The 14,206-nt window shown below is 63.8% G+C and carries 13 protein-coding genes and 1 tRNA gene; 7 read left to right on the top strand and 7 right to left on the bottom strand.

Going from position 1 to position 14,206, the window contains the following annotated elements:
• Nucleotides 1–48 precede the first annotated feature (48 nt).
• On the top strand, nucleotides 49–1,719 hold the full coding sequence (locus Q1A53_RS11060; protein ID WP_299966315.1) for an iron ABC transporter permease: 1,671 nt from the start codon (nucleotides 49–51) through the stop codon (nucleotides 1,717–1,719).
• Nucleotides 1,720–1,919: 200 nt separating this feature from the next.
• Here Q1A53_RS11060 and yghU read toward each other — a convergent pair whose 3' ends face one another.
• Nucleotides 1,920–2,774, bottom strand: a complete 855-nt coding sequence (gene yghU / locus Q1A53_RS11055) for a glutathione-dependent disulfide-bond oxidoreductase (protein WP_299966313.1) — start codon at nucleotides 2,772–2,774, stop codon at nucleotides 1,920–1,922.
• A gap of 163 nt (nucleotides 2,775–2,937) precedes the next feature.
• Here yghU and Q1A53_RS11050 point away from each other — a divergent pair, with 163 nt between their 5' ends.
• Complete coding sequence (locus Q1A53_RS11050; protein WP_299966789.1) at nucleotides 2,938–3,816, top strand: LysR family transcriptional regulator; 879 nt, start codon at nucleotides 2,938–2,940, stop codon at nucleotides 3,814–3,816.
• Nucleotides 3,817–3,885: 69 nt separating this feature from the next.
• Here Q1A53_RS11050 and ykgO read toward each other — a convergent pair whose 3' ends face one another.
• Both ykgO and Q1A53_RS11040 read right to left on the bottom strand, forming a co-directional pair.
• The gene (gene ykgO, locus Q1A53_RS11045; RefSeq protein WP_005850168.1) at nucleotides 3,886–4,011 is read right to left on the bottom strand and encodes a type B 50S ribosomal protein L36; all 126 of its coding nucleotides are present in this window, start codon (nucleotides 4,009–4,011) and stop codon (nucleotides 3,886–3,888) included.
• Nucleotides 4,012–4,106: 95 nt separating this feature from the next.
• Nucleotides 4,107–4,181, bottom strand: a tRNA-Val gene (locus Q1A53_RS11040).
• A 239-nt stretch (nucleotides 4,182–4,420) separates the two neighbouring features.
• On the opposite strand from Q1A53_RS11040, the gene Q1A53_RS11035 reads away from it, so the two are divergent.
• Nucleotides 4,421–5,281, top strand: a complete 861-nt coding sequence (locus Q1A53_RS11035) for an N-formylglutamate amidohydrolase (RefSeq protein WP_299966310.1) — start codon at nucleotides 4,421–4,423, stop codon at nucleotides 5,279–5,281.
• A 183-nt stretch (nucleotides 5,282–5,464) separates the two neighbouring features.
• Here Q1A53_RS11035 and Q1A53_RS11030 read toward each other — a convergent pair whose 3' ends face one another.
• The gene (locus Q1A53_RS11030) at nucleotides 5,465–6,718 is read right to left on the bottom strand and encodes a DNA polymerase IV (protein ID WP_299966787.1); all 1,254 of its coding nucleotides are present in this window, start codon (nucleotides 6,716–6,718) and stop codon (nucleotides 5,465–5,467) included.
• Nucleotides 6,719–6,746: 28 nt separating this feature from the next.
• Between Q1A53_RS11030 and Q1A53_RS11025 the strand changes: the two genes are divergently transcribed.
• A complete protein-coding gene (locus Q1A53_RS11025) occupies nucleotides 6,747–7,226 on the top strand; it encodes an NUDIX hydrolase (protein ID WP_299966307.1) in 480 nt (159 codons plus the stop codon).
• Nucleotides 7,227–7,435: 209 nt separating this feature from the next.
• Here the strand turns inward: Q1A53_RS11025 and pyrF are convergent, their stop codons facing one another.
• Nucleotides 7,436–8,131 carry an orotidine-5'-phosphate decarboxylase gene (gene pyrF / locus Q1A53_RS11020; protein ID WP_299966305.1) on the bottom strand — a complete coding sequence of 232 codons (696 nt, stop codon included), beginning with the start codon at nucleotides 8,129–8,131 and terminating at the stop codon, nucleotides 7,436–7,438.
• 177 nt (nucleotides 8,132–8,308) lie between these two features.
• Here pyrF and clpB point away from each other — a divergent pair, with 177 nt between their 5' ends.
• Nucleotides 8,309–10,927 (top strand): ATP-dependent chaperone ClpB, encoded by a 2,619-nt coding sequence (gene clpB, locus Q1A53_RS11015; RefSeq protein WP_299966303.1) that lies wholly within the window; start codon nucleotides 8,309–8,311, stop codon nucleotides 10,925–10,927.
• 177 nt (nucleotides 10,928–11,104) lie between these two features.
• Here clpB and Q1A53_RS11010 read toward each other — a convergent pair whose 3' ends face one another.
• A complete protein-coding gene (locus tag Q1A53_RS11010; RefSeq protein WP_299966301.1) occupies nucleotides 11,105–11,593 on the bottom strand; it encodes a fasciclin domain-containing protein in 489 nt (162 codons plus the stop codon).
• A gap of 282 nt (nucleotides 11,594–11,875) precedes the next feature.
• Between Q1A53_RS11010 and msrP the strand changes: the two genes are divergently transcribed.
• Nucleotides 11,876–12,775, top strand: a complete 900-nt coding sequence (gene msrP, locus Q1A53_RS11005) for a protein-methionine-sulfoxide reductase catalytic subunit MsrP (RefSeq protein WP_299966299.1) — start codon at nucleotides 11,876–11,878, stop codon at nucleotides 12,773–12,775.
• Here the strand turns inward: msrP and Q1A53_RS11000 are convergent.
• Nucleotides 12,769–13,167, bottom strand: coding sequence for a DUF2306 domain-containing protein (locus tag Q1A53_RS11000; RefSeq protein WP_299966297.1), 399 nt, complete (start codon nucleotides 13,165–13,167; stop codon nucleotides 12,769–12,771). The genes msrP and Q1A53_RS11000 overlap by 7 nt on opposite strands.
• Between Q1A53_RS11000 and msrQ the strand changes: the two genes are divergently transcribed.
• On the top strand, nucleotides 13,166–13,828 hold the full coding sequence (gene msrQ / locus Q1A53_RS10995) for a protein-methionine-sulfoxide reductase heme-binding subunit MsrQ (RefSeq protein WP_299966295.1): 663 nt from the start codon (nucleotides 13,166–13,168) through the stop codon (nucleotides 13,826–13,828). The two genes, Q1A53_RS11000 and msrQ, sit on opposite strands and share 2 nt — an antisense overlap.
• The last annotated feature ends 378 nt before the right edge of the window (nucleotides 13,829–14,206 follow it).

Genomic DNA, 14,206 nt, shown 5'->3' with positions numbered 1-14,206 from the left:
TCATCTGGCCTCTGGTCTTTCTGAGTGAATTTGTCGAAAAAGGCGGGCATGACGGATGTGCCCGCCCTTGATCCCAGTGCCCGCCCTCGCCGCCGCGGCGGGGAGCGTGCGCGCGTGCTGGCGGGTGTGGCGCTGGTGTGCGCGGCGGTCTGTGCTCTGCCGATGCTGGCCGTTGCGCTGGCGGCGGTGACCGGCGGGACCGGGACGGTGGCCCATCTGCTGGAGACGGTGCTGCCGCGCTACGCTGCCACGACGCTCTGGCTGGTGGTGCTGGTATCGGCGGGGACCTTTGCGCTTGGGGTGGGGGCGGCCTGGCTGGTGAGTATGACCCGCTTTCCGGGCGTGCGGTTTTTCGAGATCGCGCTTGTGCTGCCGCTGGCCTTTCCGGCCTATGTGCTGGCCTACGCCTATACCCATCTGCTGGACCATCCCGGCATCGTGCAGACAAGCCTGCGCGCGGCGACGGGCTGGGGGCCGCGGGATTACTGGTTTCCCGATGTGCGTTCCATCGGCGGGGCGGCGGTGATGCTGATCCTCGTGCTTTATCCGTATGTCTACCTGCTCGCCCGGGCGGCGTTTCTGCAACAAAGTGCGACGACCTTTCTGGCGGCCCGCGCGCTCGGGTCGAGCGCCTGGGGCGCCTTCTTTCGGGTCAGCCTGCCGCTGGCGCGCCCTGCCATTGCGGGCGGTGTGTTGCTGGCGGTGATGGAGACGATCGCCGATTTCGGCACGGTTGCCTATTTTGGCGTGCAGACCTTCGCCACGGGTATCTATACCAGCTGGTTTTCCATGGCGGACCGGGCCGGGGCGGCGCAGTTGGCTTTGTGTCTGCTGAGCTTTGCGCTGCTTCTGGCGATGCTGGAGCGGGCGCAGCGGGGGCGTGCGACTTATCAGGATGCCTCGCGCAGGCACCAGCGCATGGAGCCTGCGCAGCTCGTCGGCATGCGCGCGCTGGCGGCGGTGGTGCTTTGTGCGGTGCCGGTGCTGCTGGGGGCTGTGGTGCCGGTGGTGGCGCTCTTTGAGATGGGGCTGGGGTCCGAGCAGGATCTGCTGAGCCCACGGTATCTGGGCTTTGTGCAGAACTCCCTGACGCTGGCCAGTGTGGCGGCGGTGGTGACGGTGGGGGCTGCGATCTGTCTGGGGTTTTTCCAGCGGTTGCGGCCAGGGCAGCTGTCGGCGGCCACGGGCTATGTGGCGCGGCTGGGCTACGCGGTGCCGGGCGGGGTGATCGCCGTGGGGTTGCTGGTGCCTTTTGCGGCCTTCGACAATGCGCTCGATGCCTTCATGCGGGCGCGGTTCGATGTGTCGACGGGGCTGCTGATCACCGGGTCGATCTGGCTGCTGGTGACGGCCTACATGGTGCGATTTCTGGCGGCGGCTCTGGGCGCGTATGAGGGCGGGCAGGCGATGGTGCCCGCGAATATGGATGCTGCCGCGCGCTCGCTGGGGCAGAGCCCGGGGGGGACGCTGCGGCGGGTGCATCTGCCCATTCTGGCGCCCAGTTTGCTGACGGCGCTGCTGATCGTCTTTGTGGATGTGATGAAGGAGCTGCCCGCGACGCTGATCATGCGACCCTTCAACTTCGACACGCTGGCGGTTCAGGCCTACCGGCTGGCTTCGGACGAGCGGCTGGAGGGGGCGGCTGTGCCGAGCCTCGTGATCGTGGCCATCGGGTTGCTGCCGGTGATCCTGATTTGCCGTCAGGTGGGGCGGCGGTAGGACATCTGCAGCATAGAATGGAGCGTGCCGCCGCTTATGTAGGGCAGTCCACGACCGCGGGTGGGGGTGAAGCCCCCGCCCGGGGGGGCGGTCGGGGGCTGCCCGGCGTTGCCGCCGGGCCAGACGGTGCCTTTCGCCAGCTGGCTGTTGATCTTCCCGGGTGACAAGCTGACTAACCAGCTTACTTTGCAATGGCTGCTTTAGCCCACCTTATCCTGGGTCTTCGTCTCAAAATCGCTCGCGTCGTGGCGCTCGTGTAGCTGCTGATTGGGCGGGCCGTTCGTCTTATTGACCATCACGCCGCGCTGCACCGCCGGGCGGGACGAGATCTGTTTCTCCCAGCGGATCACGTTCTCATATTCATGCACGCTGAGGAATTTTCCCGCGTCATAGCTCTCGCCGCGCACCGTGCGCCCGTACCACGGCCAGGTGACCATATCGGCGATCGTATAGTCATCGCCTGCCAGATATCCATGGTCCGCCAGATGCCGGTCGAGCACGTCGAGCTGACGCTTGGTTTCCATCGCAAAGCGGTTGATGGGGTATTCCATCTTTTCCGGCGCATAGGCGTAGAAATGCCCGAAACCGCCGCCCAGATAAGGCGCCGAGCCCTGCAGCCAGAAAAGCCAGTTAAAGCACTCCGTGCGTGCGGTGCCGGAGGTGGGCAGGAAGGCACTGTCGAACTTCTCGGCCAGATAGAGGCAGATCGCGCCGGATTCGAACACGCGGGTGTCGTTGGTGGTATCAAAGAGCGCGGGGATCTTGGAGTTGGGGTTCACCTCCACGAAACCGCTGGAGAACTGATCGCCATCGCCGATCTTGATCAGCCACGCGTCGTACTCCGCCTCGGTATGACCGGCGGCCAGCAGCTCTTCGAGCATGATGGTGACCTTTTGGCCGTTGGGTGTGGCGAGCGAGTAGAGCTGCAGGGGATGCTTGCCCCGGGGCAGATCCTTGTCGTGGGTGGGTCCGGCGATGGGGCGGTTGATGCTGGCAAAGGTGCCGCCGCTTTCCGCTTCCCAGGTCCAGACCTCGGGGGGGGTATACTCGCTCATGGGATCTCTCGCTTGTTGTGACTGCCCGCAAGACCTAGGCCCGTCACCCGCGGGGAGCAAGGGGCGCACAGGGGCTGTGCGATCACGCGGGGCAAGGGGGCCCGCCCAGAGCAATGCGCAAAATGAATTGTTTTGCCGCGAGCCTTCTGTTTTATGAATGGGTATGAGTGAGTTCAACTACCGGCATCTGCGGTATTTCTGGGCCGTGGCCCATGACGGCAATCTCACCCGCACAGCGGAGCGGTTGAACCTGTCGCAATCGGCGGTCTCGATCCAGATCAAGCAGCTGGAAGCGCAGCTGGGACACGCGCTTTTTGAGCGGCGCGGTCGGCAGCTGATCCTGACGGAAGCCGGGCGCATTGCGCTCGATCATGCGGATGCGATCTTTGCCGCAGGACGCGAGCTGGTGGGGACGTTGCAACAGGCCGGTGGTAACCGTCAGCGGGTCCGCGTGGGGGCGCTGGCCACGCTGTCGAGGAACTTTCATCTGGCGTTTCTGGCGCCCGTGCTGGGCCAGCCGGATCTGGAGATTGTCCTGCGCTCCGGCACGACGGAGGATCTGTTGCAGGCGCTGGAGACGCTGAACCTCGACGTGGTGCTGATCAACCGGGCGCCCGCGCGGGACGGGGTGACGGCCTTCGTGTCGCACCGGTTGTCGGATCAGCCGGTCAGCCTGGTGGGGGTGCCTGATCTTGTCTCGAGAGACCTGACGCTGGAGGCGCGTTTGGCCACGCAGCCCTTTATCTTGCCCATCGCGGAGACCGGCGTGCGCATCGGTTTCGACGCCTGGGCCGAGCGGCTGGGCCAGCGCCCGCGGATCGCGGCAGAGGTGGAGGACATGGCGATGATGCGGTTGCTGGCGCGTGCGGGCGTCGGACTGGCGGTGCTGCCGCCCATCGTGGTGCGCGATGAACTGGAGGCCGGGGTGCTGGCGGAGGTAGCGCAGCTGGACAGCATCGCCGAGACTTTTTACGCGGTCACGGTCAAACGGCGGTTCCCCAATCCGATCATCGCGCAGCTGATCGAGGATCGCGCGCTATGATCCGGGCAGCGCACAAAAAAACGCCCCCCGAAGGTCGGAGGGCGGTTTTGAAACGCTTCAGACGTCTGATCAGCCCTGGCGGGCTTTGAACCGACGCTGGGTTTTGTTGATCACGTAGACGCGGCCTTTGCGACGCACAACACGGCAGTCGCGGTGCCGGTTCTTGAGCGAGCGGAGCGAATTGCGAACCTTCATGGTCCTCTCCTTTGTCTTCTCGTCGGCGCTGGCCAGCGCCGGGGGTTACGGGTCATCCGGTGCCCCGGGGAGGCGGGCCGGACGGGCGAATATCATGGTGGGCGATACTGGGATCGAACCAGTGACCCCTTCGATGTCAACGAAGTGCTCTACCGCTGAGCTAATCACCCTTGCTACCAGCCCAAAACCCCGGCCCCAAAATAAAATGGGGCGCGAGTTGCCGCGCCGGTGTTGGGGTCCATAAATGGAGTCGCATCCAAGATCAAGGGCTTTTGGCCCGGGGCTTTTCTGCGCTATGCTCTGCTCAAAGCATGGTGCCTGCGGGCGGCTTTGGGGCGCTGCGGTCTTGCACGATGCTCCGGAGCCGGTGCGCACAGCGTAGAGGCGGCGGGGGCCGGAAGGAAGAGGTATGACAAAGTCACCGTTCGAAGTCGTAGCCCCGGAGCAGGGTCGGTCCTGTGTGGTCTTTGCCTCGCCGCACAGTGCGCGGGAGTATCCTTGGGCGCTGTTGCAGGCGAGCGTTCTGGATGAGCACACGATCCGGTCGTCGGAGGATGCCTTTGTCGATACACTTTTCGGGGCGGCGCCTGACTATGGTGCCGCGTTTCTCAAGGCGGGCGCGCCTCGGGCTTTTGTTGATCTCAACCGCAGCCCCGATGAGCTGGATCCGGCGCTGATCGAAGGGGTCAAACGACCCGGGCACAATCCGCGCGTGGCCTCGGGGCTTGGGGTGATCCCGCGGGTGGTGGCCAACGGGCGGGCGATCTACAATGGCAAGATCAGCCGGCTGGAGGCGCAGCGCAGGCTTGATACCTACTGGTACCCCTATCACGCGCGGCTGCAGGCGCTGCTGGATGAGGCGATGCGTCAGACCGGGCAGGCGGTGTTGATCGACTGCCATTCCATGCCCCATGAGGCGGTGCAGAACGTGACGCGCACGGGCGGGGCACGCCCTGATGTGGTGTTGGGGGACCGGTTCGGTGCGGCAGCGTCCGCGCAGATCGTGGACCGGGTGGAGGCGGCATTTCTGTCGGCGGGCTTTGCGGTGGCGCGGAATGCGCCTTTTGCGGGCGCCTATGTGACGCAGGCCTACGGGCGACCCGCCCGCGGTCAGCACGCGGTGCAGGTGGAGATTGATCGCGCGCTTTACATGGACGAGGTGCGGATCCGCCCGTCAGATCAGTTTGAAGAAGTCCGCCGGGCCCTGACAGGCGTGATCGCGGAGATCTGTCAGATTGGCCAGGCGCGGATGCCCTTGGCGGCGGAGTAAAGCGCTTTTCGAAAAGCGCTTTGGCGGGTTGGGTGGGCTCAGGTCGCGTGATGTCCCATCGTGCTCCTCGATCTCTTATTCGGCATCGGATCGCCGGTGCTCACCGTCGCAGCGGGTGTACCGGCGAGAAGCGCTTTTCGAAAAGCGCTTAGCCCAGCGGTAGCGGTGCAAAGGGTCCCTGGCTCAGCGCAGTGCACGCCCCTTGAAGATGGCATCGGGCCCGAACCGCGCGCGGATCTTGTCGGTCGCGCGTTCGGCCTGGCCGCGCCGGGCGGCCTGCGGGTCGAGCAGATCGCCCGAGCGGTCGGCATCCTCGGCGCTGTGGATATCCGAAAGGCCACAGCCCAGCAGCCGGTAAGGGCCCTTGCCCGGCACCTGGTCAAAGAGCCCGCGGGCGGTGCGGTAGATCGTGTCGGCCATCTGCGTGGCGTCCCGCAGGCTGACGCGGCGGCTGATCAGGCTGTGATCGGCGCGCTTGAGCTTGAGCGTCACCACGCGGCCCGCGACCCCCTTGGCCTTCGCGCGGTCGGCGACTTTCTCGGCCATGCGCCAGAGATGGCCGTCGAGCAGGTCGGGGTCGCTGGTATCGTCATGAAAGGTGGTCTCGTTCGAGATGGATTTCATCGGACGGTGCGCGGAGACGCGGCGCCTGTCCTCGCCGCGCGCCAGATGCCAGAGCCGATCGCCCATGGAGCCGAAGCGCGCGTGCAGATCGCGCCGGTCCCACCGCAAGAGATCGGCGAAAGTGCGGATCCCTGCCTTGTCGAGCGCTGCCTGACCGGCGGCGCCGACGCCCCAAATGAGCCGTACCGGCTTGTCGCGCAGGAAGCTGTGAGTTTCCGCCTTGCCGATGACCGAGAAGCCATGCGGTTTGTCGATATCGGAGGCGACCTTGGCCAGAAACTTGTTGTGGCTGAGCCCGATGGAGCCGGTCAGCCCAAGCTCCTCGCGCATGCGCTTGATCAGGCGGGCCAGCATCACCGCGGGCGGCGCGCCGTGCAGCCGGGCGGTGCCCGACAGATCCATGAACGCCTCATCCAGCGACAGCGGTTCGATGTCGGGGGTCATCTCTTCCATCATGGCGCGGATCGCGCGGGAGGCCTCCACATAAGCGGCCATGCGCGGTTTGATGATTACCGCCTCGGGGCAGATCTTGAGCGCCTTGAACATCGGCATCGCAGAGCGCACACCGCGGATGCGCGCCACGTAGCAGGCGGTGGAGACGACACCGCGCCGCCCGCCGCCGATGATCACGGGTTTGCCGTCGAGGCCGGGGTTATCGCGCTTTTCAACCGAGGCGTAGAAGGCATCGCAATCCATATGCGCAATGGACAGATCGAAAAGCTCCGCGTGGGATTTGACGCGGGGGCTGGCGCAGGCCGGGCAGCGGGATCCGGCGTCGAATTGAGTGAGGCAATCGCGGCAAAGGGCGGGCATTGGTGCGGGCATCTGCTATGAGGGACGCATGACCAGATCTTACGCCAGAAGCCCGGAAATGAACATGCCCTTCCACGGGGCCAAGCTGGCCCTGCTGACCCCGCATCATTTGGTGACGCTGTTGCGGGATGAGCACCCGGGGCTGGCGCATCCCGGGTGCTGGGACCTGCCCGGAGGCGGGCGCGAGGGGCCGGAGAGCCCGGTGGCCTGTGCCTTGCGCGAAACCCGCGAGGAGTTGGGGCTGGAACTGGATCCTGCGGTGGTGATCTGGGGGCGACGGTTCGTCTGGCACGGTCTGGGGTTCTGGTTTTTCGCCGCCCGGATCGAGGCGCGCGTATTGCGCGAGATTGTTTTTGGCGACGAAGGTCAGGGGTGGGCCGCAATGACACCGCGGCTCTTTTACGCCCACCCAAAGGTGATCGCGCATTTCAAGGACAGGCTTCGGATCTGTCTGACGGACCTTGAGGGAGAAGAAAAACCCCCCGCCGACGTGAGCGGGGGGAGGTAACGAACCTCAGGAAGACACGGTTCGTCGGGGAGTATCACCTAAGGTCAACTTACCACCTAAAGGCGAACTGAGCTACGCGCCAAAGGTCTTATGTGCCCGGAGAACGCCATATTGTTGTGTCAATGTCACACTCGGGCAGGCGGGGTTAACCATATGGCCCTGTGGATAGGTCCTGAAAATAGTGTGAAACAAGAGGGTTAGATCAGCCTTCAGGCGCTGCTCAGCTCCTGCAGGATGGCTTCTGCGGCTGCCTGCGGATTAGGCGCTTGCCAGATCGGACGCCCGATCACCACGTGATTGGCCCCGTTGGCGATGGCGGCTGCCGGTGTTGTCACCCGTTTCTGATCGCCCAGATCGCTGCCAGCGGGGCGCACGCCCGGTGTCACGATCAGTCGGTCCGTGGCTTGCGACAGGGCCCGGATCATCGCGGCCTCCTGTGGGGAGGCGATGACGCCATCGGCCCCGGCGTCGAAGGCAGCCGATGCCCGCGCACCGACCAGGTCGGGCAGATCGCCGGGCCGGATCTGGCAGGCATCGAGGTCGGCACGGTCCAGCGAGGTCAGGATCGTGACCGCGAGGATCTTGAGCCCGCTGTCGCCCGCCCCCTCCTTGGCGGCTGCAACCACCTGCGGATCGCCGTGCACGGTCAGGAAATCGAGATCAAACTGCGCGAGGCCCCGCACGGCGGCTTCGATCGTGGCGCTGATGTCAAAGAGCTTCATGTCCAGAAAGATGCGTTTGCCGTGCTCCTGCTTGAGCTCATTGGCCAGCGCCAGCCCGCCCCCCGTGAGCATGCCGAGGCCGATCTTGTAGAATCCGACGCTATCGCCCAGCCGCTGGGCGAGCTCCGCGCCCGCCACCGCATGCGGCACATCCAGCGCCACGATCAGTCTGTCATCGGTCATGATGGCCCCTTTTTCCTGCGAGGTTGTCTTAGGCGGCGGGCGGGTGGCTGTCTAGCGTGCAGCGCTCTTGAAGGGCACATGCCGGGCACCCACATACAGGTCGAGGTCTCAACCGCTGACGTGCCGCCGAGCCGGGCGCAGCATTCAACGGGACGCTTGTCAAAAAGGAGAATCCCCATGGACTTGAGCAAGTTCACGGAACGGTCGCGCGGTTTCATTCAGGCGGCGCAGACCATCGCTACCCGGGAAAGCCACCAGAGGCTGGCACCCGAACACATCCTCAAGGCATTGCTGGACGATGATCAGGGGCTTGCGAGCAACCTGATCGCGCGCGCGGGCGGGCAGGCCGCACCGGTGGTGCAGGCGCTGGATCTGGCGATGTCCAAGATGCCGAAGGTCAGCGGTGATGCGGCGCAGACCTATCTGGATGGTGCCACGCAAAAGGTACTGGCCGAGGCGGAGGCGCTGGCCAAGAAGGCGGGCGACAGTTTTGTGCCTGTCGAACGGATACTCATGGCGCTGTGCATGGTGAAGTCCGGCGCGAAGGCGGCGCTGGACGCGGGCAAGGTGACGGCACAGGGCCTGAACACAGCCATCAACGATATGCGCAAAGGGCGCACGGCAGATAGTGCCAGTGCCGAAGACGGGTACGACGCGCTCAAGAAATACAGCCTCGACCTGACGGAGCGTGCCGAAGCGGGCAAGATCGACCCCATCATCGGCCGCGACGAGGAAATCCGCCGCGCCATGCAGGTGCTGAGCCGTCGGACCAAGAACAACCCCGTCATGATCGGCGAGCCCGGCGTGGGCAAGACCGCGATTGCCGAAGGATTGGCGCTGCGCATTGTCAACGGGGACGTGCCCGAGAGCCTCAAGAACAAGAAGTTGCTGGCCCTGGACATGGGCGCGCTCATCGCGGGCGCGAAGTATCGCGGCGAGTTCGAGGAACGGCTGAAGGCCGTACTGACCGAGGTGACCGAGGCCGCGGGCGAGATCATCCTCTTCATCGACGAGATGCACACGCTGGTCGGCGCGGGCAAGGCCGATGGTGCGATGGATGCTGCCAACCTGATCAAACCGGCCTTGGCGCGCGGTGAGCTGCACTGTGTGGGCGCGACGACGCTCGATGAATACCGCAAGTATGTAGAAAAGGACGCGGCACTCGCCCGGCGGTTCCAGCCGGTGATGGTACAGGAGCCAACGGTGGAGGACACCATTTCCATCTTGCGCGGGATCAAGGAGAAATACGAGCTGCACCACGGGGTGCGGATCTCGGACAGTGCGCTCGTGGCGGCCTCGACGCTGAGCCACCGTTATATCACCGACCGTTTCCTGCCCGACAAGGCGATCGACCTTGTGGATGAGGCCGCGAGCCGCTTGCGCATGGAAGTGGACAGCAAACCCGAAGAGCTGGACGCGCTGGACCGGCAGATCCTGCAATTGCAGATCGAGGCCGAGGCGCTGCGCGTCGAGGATGACGCGGCCAGCAAGGACCGGCTGGAGACGCTGGAAAAGGATCTGGCCGAGTTGCAGGAGAGCAGCGACGCGCTGACGGCGCAATGGCAGGCGGAGCGCGACAGGCTGTCGAGCGCGCGGGACATCAAGGAACTGCTCGACCGGGCGCGGGCCGATCTGGAGATCGCCAAGCGGGAGGGCAATCTGGCCAAGGCCGGTGAGCTGTCCTACGGGGTGATCCCGCAGCTGGAAAAACAGCTGGGCGAGGCCGAGGGCCGCGACGAAGGCGATGTGCTGGTCGAGGAAGCCGTGCGGCCCGAGCAGATCGCGAGCGTCGTCGAGCGTTGGACGGGCATCCCCGCGGGCCGCATGCTGGAGGGGGAGCGCGACAAGCTGCTGAGGATGGAAGATCAGCTGCACAAGCGCGTCATCGGGCAGGCACCCGCGGTGCGAGCGGTGGCCAATGCGGTGCGCCGTGCGCGCGCGGGGCTGAACGATGAGAACCGGCCCCTTGGCTCGTTCCTCTTTCTCGGGCCGACCGGTGTGGGTAAGACCGAGCTGACCAAGGCGGTGGCGGAGTTCCTCTTTGACGATGACAGCGCGATGGTGCGCATTGATATGTCGGAGTTCATGGAAAAACATGCTGTCGCGCGTCTGATCGGGGCGCCTCCCGGCTATGTGGGCTATGATGAAGGCGGTGTGCTGACCGAAGCCGTGCGGCGCAGGCCCTATCAGGTCGTGCTTTTCGATGAGGTGGAGAAAGCGCATCCGGATGTGTTCAACGTGCTCTTGCAGGTGCTCGATGACGGGATGCTGACCGACGGTCAGGGCCGCACCGTGGACTTCAAGCAGACGCTGATCATCCTGACGTCGAACCTCGGGGCGCAGGCGCTCAGCCAGCTGCCCGATGGCGCCGATGCCTCTGATGCCAAACGCGATGTCATGGACGCGGTGCGCGCGCATTTCCGCCCCGAGTTCCTGAACCGTCTGGATGAGACCATCATATTCGACCGGCTGGCGCGCGAGGATATGGACGGGATCGTGGATATCCAGATGGCGCGGCTGCTCAAGCGGCTGGCGGGGCGGAAAATCACGCTCGATCTGGACGCGGATGCGCGGACATGGCTCGCCGACGAGGGCTATGACCCTGTGTTCGGCGCGCGCCCTCTCAAGCGGGTGATCCAGCGGGCGTTGCAGGATCCTCTGGCCGAAATGCTGTTGGCTGGCGATGTGAAAGATGGCGAAACACTTTCTGTCTCTGCGGGGAGCGAGGGGCTGATCATCGGTGACAGGGTGGCGGCAACGAACCGGCCGAAGCCCGATGATGCGGTTGTGCACTGATCCTGCTGAGCACTGCCCCGTCGTTTCACGGGACGATAATGCTCCGCGCGGGAAAGGGGTTTCGAAACCCCTTTTCGCAGCTGTCACGGTCAGGAAAGGTAGGCTGCCCGCGCGCAGGTTCGCGCAGACAGGGCAAGGCCCGGTCATCACCATGACCGGGCCTTTTTTCTATCGCTATCAGCTCTCCGGCGGGAGAATCACCTGATCGATAACGTGGATCACACCGTTGGATGCTTCGATATCGGCGGATGTCACCGACGCCTCGTTGATCTTGACACCGTCACCGAGGTCCACGGTCAGATCCCCGCCCTGCACTGTCGTGGCTGTCATGCCATCGCTGAGGTCCGTGGACATCACTTTGCCCGGTACGACGTGGTAGGTCAGGATCGCGGCGAGCTGCTCCTTGTTTTCGGGCTCCAGCAGGCTTTCCACCGTGCCTTCTGGCAGAGCGGCAAATGCCTCATCCGTCGGGGCAAAGACGGTGAAGGGGCCATCGCTCTTGAGGGTGTCCACCAGACCGGCTGCTTCGGCAGCGGTCAGGAGCGTTGCGAAGCTGCCCGCTTCAGACGCGGTGTCCACGATGTCCTTGGCGCTGTCCCCGGCAAAGGCGGTTGTTCCCAGAAGGGCGGCGCCAGCGGTCAGGCTGATAAAAGTACGACGAAACATAAAGTCTCTCCTTGTTTATCTGCGAATGTCGTTGGTGACATTGGAAATTGAACGCGGCGGGGCCCTGTTTGGATCAGGCCGGAATCCTGTTTTATCCGTTTGACGTGCGGGGAAGCTGCCCTAAGCGGCGCGTGTGCAAATTTTCCACTCACAATAATGTCAGAGAAATCGGGGCGGATGGCAAAGGTTTCAGCCAGGTCGCTGCAACGTGAGGGAAATTGGTTTGGTCTTTGGAAAGCTCTTTCCTACATCATGCAGTGACATTGACCTGAGGAGCACGCGATGGCCCATCGCTGGACAAACGATCTGACCCGCAACGATGCAACGCCTGAGGCGGCCTTTTTCAACAGGCGTCAGGTGATGATGGGCGCTGCGGCAGGGGTCGCGCTGACCGGTACATCCGCGCGGGCGGAGGAAGCGCTGGAGCCCAATAGCTGGGAAGACATCACACAGTACAACAACTTCTACGAGTTTGGCACCGGCAAGGAGGATCCTGCCACCTATGCCTCCGCGCTGACCACGGAGCCCTGGAGCGTGACCATCGACGGGCTCGTGGACCGGCCCGGCGACTATGACTTCAAGGACATTATGGCGGAGATGACGGTGGAGGAGCGGATCTACCGCTTCCGCTGTGTCGAGGCCTGGTCGATGGTGATCCCCTGGAACGGGTTCGAGCTGGCCGACCTGCTGGCCATGGCAGGTGTGCAGAACCAGGCACGGTATGTCCGGTTCGAGACGCTCTACCGTCCCGAGGAGATGCGCGGCCAGAACTCCAGCTTTATCGACTGGCCTTACGTGGAGGGCTTGCGGCTGGACGAGGCTCTGCATCCACTGACGATCATGGCGACGGGCATTTACGACCGACCCATTCCCAACCAGAACGGCGCGCCTTTGCGGTTGGTGGTGCCGTGGAAATACGGCTTCAAGTCGATCAAGTCGATCGTGAAGATCACCCTGACCGACGAGCAGCCCGTCAACACTTGGAAACAGCTGCAGGCCAGCGAATACGGGTTTTTTGCCAACGTGAACCCGGAGGTAGACCATCCTCGGTGGTCCCAGGCCACGGAGCGCAAGATCGGCGGCGGGCTGTTCTCACCACGCCAGCCGACGCTGATGTTCAACGGATATGAAGAAGAGGTTGCCAGCCTCTATGAAGGGATGGATCTCACACGCTTTTACTGACCGAAGATCACCTGGTGCATCACACGTCCGGGCAGCAGGGTGAAGGCTCCGGCACCGATGAGAGCAATCCAGAAGATTTCACGCATTGTTTTGCGGTGTGCGATAATGTCACCGCGCCGGGCGGCAAGGACACCCGAGACCACACCGGCCAGCGTATAGACCGATAGCAGATGGATGGCACTGAAGGGACCGAGATGGCGGATGTCGTTGATCCAGAAGCTGGACAGTGCGACCAGTGCCATCAGGCTGACCCAGATATAGCCGCAGACCCGGTGCGTCGGGCTGCCCTTGGGCAGCAACAGTTGGAGGACCCCGAGCGCCAGCGCCACGAAGGCGCCCAAGGCGTGTGCGATGATGACGATGCCCGACTGAAAGAGGGGGGCGAGTGACATGAGCAGTTTCCGGCAAATCGGGCGGCAGACGCGCACAGCTGCCGAAGCGAAACCCGCCTGGGCCGACCGTGTCAACGGCTTTGTCCGGAAGGTGCCGACCTGGCCTCTCTATATACTGTATCTGTTGCCGGTACCCTGGCTGCTGTATCTGGCGCAAACCGGAGGGCTGGGGCGCGAGCCGATCAAGGCGCTGGAGCATGAGTTGGGGGAGATCGCGCTGCAGCTTCTGATCTTTGGCCTATGCATCACGCCGCTGCGCCGGTTTGCCGGGGTCAACCTGATCAAGTTTCGCCGCATGTTCGGGCTGCTCGCCTTTATATACGTCACGCTGCACCTACTGGTGTGGCTGGTGCTGGACGTGGGCATCCTCAGCCAGATCTGGAGCGATATTCTCAAGCGGCCCTACATCACCATAGGCATGGCATCGTTCGTGTTGCTTCTGCCGCTGGCGCTGACCTCAAACAACTGGTCGGTGCGACGGCTGGGGCCGCTCGCATGGCGGCGGCTCCACCAACTTACGTATGTGGCGGCGGTACTGGCGGGCGTGCATTATGTCATGCTCACCAAGACATGGGCTGTGGAACCTGCGGCCTATCTCGCCGTGATCCTGGGCTTGCTGGGGCTTCGGTTTGTCGGGGCGCGCAAGAAAGCAGCGGTCTGACGGGGAACGCACGCAAAACGGGCAGTCCGTGAACGCGACTCAGGGCCCGCGATTGGTCTGATCAGCTGTTTTGCAGCGGTGTTCCCGGGCGCTGGCGACTCGTTGGCATGAATCACGGGTGATTCACTGCTTCTGTGAGGGGTGATTTGCACCAGCGACAGAGGAAGACTCGCGCTCACTTGGGGATAGCTCTGGGGATAACGCAATATATAGAGATTTCACCTGCGATTCCGTGGCGAGCGCAGCGCCGAAAACCCCTGTGGACGTACATCGCAAGAAGATATCTGGTCCCTAGTGCATTGTTTTTTATGACTTAATCGGAAATATATAAAAAAAGTGACGGAAAGCGAAAAAAGGGGTTGCGGGTCCCCCCCACTA

Origin of the sequence: uncultured Roseobacter sp. (assembly GCF_947496515.1) — a bacterium.
Taxonomy (GTDB): Bacteria; Pseudomonadota; Alphaproteobacteria; order Rhodobacterales; family Rhodobacteraceae; genus Roseobacter.
This window is presented reverse-complemented; position numbering and strand designations above follow the sequence as displayed.

Bases quoted from the DNA above. Each gene is read 5' to 3' on its own strand.
- Q1A53_RS11060 (WP_299966315.1), top strand. From the start codon at position 49: ATGACGGATGTGCCCGCCCTTGATCCCAGTGCCCGCCCTCGCCGCCGC.
- yghU (WP_299966313.1), bottom strand. From the start codon at position 2,774: ATGAGCGAGTATACCCCCCCCGAGGTCTGGACCTGGGAAGCGGAAAGC.
- Q1A53_RS11050 (WP_299966789.1), top strand. From the start codon at position 2,938: ATGAGTGAGTTCAACTACCGGCATCTGCGGTATTTCTGGGCCGTGGCC.
- ykgO (WP_005850168.1), bottom strand. From the start codon at position 4,011: ATGAAGGTTCGCAATTCGCTCCGCTCGCTCAAGAACCGGCACCGCGAC.
- Q1A53_RS11035 (WP_299966310.1), top strand. From the start codon at position 4,421: ATGACAAAGTCACCGTTCGAAGTCGTAGCCCCGGAGCAGGGTCGGTCC.
- Q1A53_RS11030 (WP_299966787.1), bottom strand. From the start codon at position 6,718: ATGCCCGCCCTTTGCCGCGATTGCCTCACTCAATTCGACGCCGGATCC.
- Q1A53_RS11025 (WP_299966307.1), top strand. From the start codon at position 6,747: ATGACCAGATCTTACGCCAGAAGCCCGGAAATGAACATGCCCTTCCAC.
- pyrF (WP_299966305.1), bottom strand. From the start codon at position 8,131: ATGACCGATGACAGACTGATCGTGGCGCTGGATGTGCCGCATGCGGTG.
- clpB (WP_299966303.1), top strand. From the start codon at position 8,309: ATGGACTTGAGCAAGTTCACGGAACGGTCGCGCGGTTTCATTCAGGCG.
- Q1A53_RS11010 (WP_299966301.1), bottom strand. From the start codon at position 11,593: ATGTTTCGTCGTACTTTTATCAGCCTGACCGCTGGCGCCGCCCTTCTG.
- msrP (WP_299966299.1), top strand. From the start codon at position 11,876: ATGGCCCATCGCTGGACAAACGATCTGACCCGCAACGATGCAACGCCT.
- msrQ (WP_299966295.1), top strand. From the start codon at position 13,166: ATGAGCAGTTTCCGGCAAATCGGGCGGCAGACGCGCACAGCTGCCGAA.
- Q1A53_RS11000 (WP_299966297.1), bottom strand. From the start codon at position 13,167: ATGTCACTCGCCCCCCTCTTTCAGTCGGGCATCGTCATCATCGCACAC.